Origin of the sequence: Chrysanthemum yellows phytoplasma, from assembly GCF_000803325.1 — a bacterium.
In the GTDB taxonomy this organism is placed as follows: Bacteria; Bacillota_I; Bacilli_A; order Acholeplasmatales; family Acholeplasmataceae; genus Phytoplasma; species Phytoplasma asteris.
On record NZ_JSWH01000024.1, the window covers coordinates 1 to 4,493 of the forward strand.

Annotated in this window: 3 protein-coding genes; all 3 read left to right on the forward strand. The window is 24.4% G+C overall.

Annotation, left to right across the window (positions count from 1 at the left end):
* Positions 1-410: 410 nt before the first annotated feature.
* The 3 genes from OL66_RS00445 to OL66_RS00455 all read left to right on the forward strand — a co-directional run bounded on the left by OL66_RS00445 (position 411) and on the right by OL66_RS00455 (position 4,424).
* A complete protein-coding gene (locus OL66_RS00445) occupies positions 411-1,727 on the forward strand; it encodes a bifunctional folylpolyglutamate synthase/dihydrofolate synthase (RefSeq protein ID WP_034172032.1) in 1,317 nt (438 codons plus the stop codon).
* Between the two features lie 70 nt (positions 1,728-1,797).
* On the forward strand, positions 1,798-3,006 hold the full coding sequence (locus OL66_RS00450) for a glycosyltransferase (RefSeq protein WP_034172033.1): 1,209 nt from the start codon (positions 1,798-1,800) through the stop codon (positions 3,004-3,006).
* A 170-nt stretch (positions 3,007-3,176) separates the two neighbouring features.
* Positions 3,177-4,424, forward strand: a complete 1,248-nt coding sequence (locus OL66_RS00455; RefSeq protein WP_011160383.1) for a glycosyltransferase — start codon at positions 3,177-3,179, stop codon at positions 4,422-4,424.
* The last annotated feature ends 69 nt before the right edge of the window (positions 4,425-4,493 follow it).

Below are 4,493 nucleotides of genomic sequence, written 5' to 3' on the forward strand. Positions count from 1 at the left end.
TAATATTATAACATTTTTATATTTTTGAAAGTTTCTTTTTTTAAAATATGATTTTTATTGACTCTAACTATTTTATTTATTTAGTCAAATTAATATTTATTTTTTTTGCTTACTTTATTTTACTAAGTAATAATTTATCCTTATTTTGCCTTTGAACCTTATTTTTGCAATATTTTTTGTGGTATAATAAACTTGTATTTACAATTTTAATTTATTATGTAGTTCAAAATAAGTTAATAAAAAACTAATAAAAACAAATTTACAATAGATATTAAAAATTCAAAAAAACAAAACAATTTAAAAAAACACCTTAAACAAATACATTCTATCAAACATTTAGTAATTTAAAAAATTTAATAATATCAAAGAAATCCTAAATATAAATAAATGCAGACAAACGGAAAATAAAAATGATTACTGAAATAACTAACATAAAAGAAGCTATTTTGTGGATTGAAAAAAGAGAAATTTTAGGCATGCGTTTAGGACTTTTGCGTGTTTTGGCTTTGTTAAAATTATTACATCATCCTGAAAAAAAATTAGCTATGATTCATATTGCAGGTACTAACGGCAAAGGTTCAACTGTTAATTATTTAAGTTCTTTATTGCAACAAAGTTGTTCCAAAGTAGGAACTTTTATTTCTCCTCATATTCAAAATTACAAAGAAAGAATTAAAATTAATGGCGAGACTATTTCTTGTAATGATTTAATAATTTGGGTTCGTAAAATTAAAAAGTTAGTAGACCAAGCAAGTCCCAATTCTGCTTTATTTAGCATTACTCCGTTTGAAATTATCACCGCTATTGCTTTTGATTATTTTTATCATAAAAAAGTTGATGTTTGTGTAATTGAAGTAGGTTTGGGAGGTCTTTTAGACAGTACCAATGTTATTTATCCCATCCTAACTGGAATTACTACCATTGGCAAAGATCACGAACATATTTTAGGAAAAACTCTTAAAGAAATTGCTTTTCAAAAAGCAGGAATTATTAAACCCAAAATTCCCTTAGTTACAGGAAATATTTCTCCAAAAGCTTTGTTAGTTATTGAACAACAAGCCATCAAAAACAAAACTCCCATTTATAAATTCAAAAAAGATTACAACATAACTTATTTAGGAATGCAAACTTGGCAAGAATGTTTTAATTTTAAAACAAAACAAATCACAATAAAAGCCATCAAAACTCCTTTAATAGGAAAATATCAACCTGAAAATGCTGCAATGGCAATCAAACTTTATTATTTATTTTGTCAGCTGAAAAAATTTCCTTTCTTAGAACAAAATGTTTTTACAGGCATTAGCAAAACTCAAATTCCAGCCAGAATGCAAAAACTAAATTCAAATCCTTTAATTATTTTAGATGGTGCTCACAATGTGCATGCCATAAGAAAATTAGTCCAAACAACAATCAAACAATTTAGTAACTACCGCATTTCTATTTTATTTTCTGCTTTGGAAAACAAAAATGTAGTTTCTATGTTGTACCAATTATTAAAAATTCCCAAAGCCCACATTTATTTAACAACTTTTAATCATCCAAATAGTATTGAATTAGTACAAAAATATTTGTTTATTGCTCCACAAAGAATTACAAAAGTTTTTGATTGGCAAGACAAATTGAAGGATTTTTTACAACAAAACCAAACTCAAACTTGTAAAGATTTATTGTTAATTATAGGCTCTCTATATTTTGCCTCAGAAGTAATTAATTTTTTTGATATTTAAATATTTTTAATATTTTAAAAACATCAAATTTAATTTACACAACTTTAAAAAACTTAAAGAGGAATCAAAAATGAAAATAGGTTTTTTTACTGATACATACTTACCAATTATTGGAGGTATTCCTATCTCTGTTAAATCTCATAAAGATAGTTTAGAAAAATTAGGACATAAAGTTTATATAATTACTCCTCAAGGACCTAAGAATTATGAAGAAAAAGATGCTTCAATAATAAGAATTAAAGGAATACCAATACCTTTTAAAGGTATTGAAGGTCATCGTGTCGTATTGAGGTTCAAAAAATATTTATCTCTTGTAAAAGATCTTAATTTAGATATTATCCATATTCATACTGAATTTCCTATGGGTAAATTAGGTATTTATGCTTCTCAAAAATTAAATATACCATCCGTTTATACTATGAACACCATGCACGAATATTTTTTTAATAAAAGCAAAAATATTGGAATAAAAATATTTAAATTATTTTTTATATTAGCTAATAGAAAAGCTTTAAAAAAATTTTTTTCCAAAACACATTCTACAATTGTTCCTACTCATAAAATTTTAACTTTATTAGAAAAAGATTACAATATCAAAGGAAAATATAATGTTGTTCCTACAGGAATCAATTTAGAACAATTTTATTCCCAAAACCACTCTTTAGAAGAAATTCAAGCTTTAAAAGTTAAATTTAATTTAGTAAATGATTTTGTTTGTCTTTATGTAGGTAGGTTGTCACCTGAAAAAGACATTTCTTATTTGATTAGTGCTTTTGCTTCTTTTTGTCAAAATCATCCTCAAAGTAAATTTGTGATTGTTGGCGATGGTCCTGAAAAAAAAGCTCTCCAAAAACAAGTAAAACAATTACAAATCGAAAATAATGTTTTGTTTTTGGGATTTGTTCCTTATGATAATTTAGTAATTTATTATCAATTGGGAAATTGTTTTTTGAGTGCTTCTTTATTTGAGACTCAAGGTTTAACTTTTGTAGAAGCGATGGCATCTTCTTTGGTTTTGTTAGCTAGACACGATCAAGCATTAGATGGTTTAATTGATAATGGAAATAATGGTTTTTTTTATCATCAAAAAGAAGAATTAATCAATTATTTAAGTCTTTTATACAATGATAATAAAAAAACTAAAACAATGTCTATGAATGCCAAAAACTCAATACTTAATTATGATCAAACAAGTTTTGCTTCTAAAATGATCCAAATTTATAAAGAAGCGATAAAAACTAATAAAGAAAACAATAACCAAAACAATAACCATAATTAATTATTTTTACCCTTTTTATTATTTTTCCTTATTCCCTAATTATTTCAACTTTTTAGTTATTAAAAAATATAAATTTATTTTTTATTTTTGTTGCTATTACTATTACAATTTGCTATGTTTTCATTAAGATAAAAAAGTATGACAATGACAATAATAAGGAGGTTTTTTGTTTGAAAATAGGAATTTTTACCGATTCATATAAACCTTTAATTAGTGGTGTTGTTGTTTCTTGTGATTCTCTAAGAGAAGGTTTGGAAGCTTTGGGACATGAAGTCTATATTATTACAACTAACTGTCCAAAAGTCAAACAAGAAAAAGATTCTCGCGTAATAAGAATTAAAGGAATGCCATTGCCTTTTAAAATTTTTAAAGATTATCGTTGGGTTTTAAGTTATAAAAAACATCTTTTTAAAATCAAAGCCCTTAATTTAGATGTAATTCATGTTCATACTGAATTTGGGGTAGGTTCTTTAGGACTTTTAGCTAAACAAAAATTAAATTTGCCTTTAGTTTATACAACACACACAATGTATGTTGCCTTTTTTGATACTCAAAAATCTTTTATTGTTAAATGTTTTAAAAAACCCATTTTAAAATATGTAGACTATCTTTTTACTAAATTTATTTTTAATAGTGATGTCAATATTTTACCTACTAAAAAAGTGTTGTATTTTTTAGAAAATCGCTATTCTAATAAAGTTAATGATACTTCTAAAATCAATTATCAAATTGTTCCAACAGGTTTTAATTTAGAAAAATTTTATTGTCACAATCATTCACCAGAAAAAGTTTTTTCATTAAAACAACAATTAGGACTTAAAGATTCATTTGTATGTCTTTATGTAGGAAGAATATCTGCTGAAAAAGAAATTGATTATTTGATGGATGCTTTTACTTCTTTTCACCTTCAAAATCCCAAAAGTAAATTTTTAATTATTGGTGATGGACCTGAAAGAAAAAATTTAGAAAAAAAAGCCAAAAAACTTAATTTAGATGATAAAATCATTTTTTTAGGATTTGTTGCTTATGATAAGTTAGGAATTTATTATCAATTAGGAAATGTCTTTATTAATGCATCTTTATTTGAAACTCAAGGACTTACATATATTGAAGCACTAGCTGCTTCTTTGCCTTGTGTAGTGCGTTTTGATCAAGCATTAGAAGGAGTAATTAAACATGAACAAAATGGATTTTTTTATCATAACCAAGAACAATTAATTACAATTCTTACTTCCTTATATCAAAATCCAGATAATTTTAAACAATTATCATATCAAGCTCAAAAATCAGTTAATTTATATACTCAAAAGACTTTTGTAACTAATGTTTTAGAAGTTTATAATCAAGCTATTGATAATCATAAATTAAAAAAACAAAAATTAATTCAACATCAAAAAGAAACTTCAGATAAGATTTAATTATAAAGAACAAAAAAAAGATCAAATTATTTATTTTTAATAAGTAATTTAATCTTTTAATATTTTATT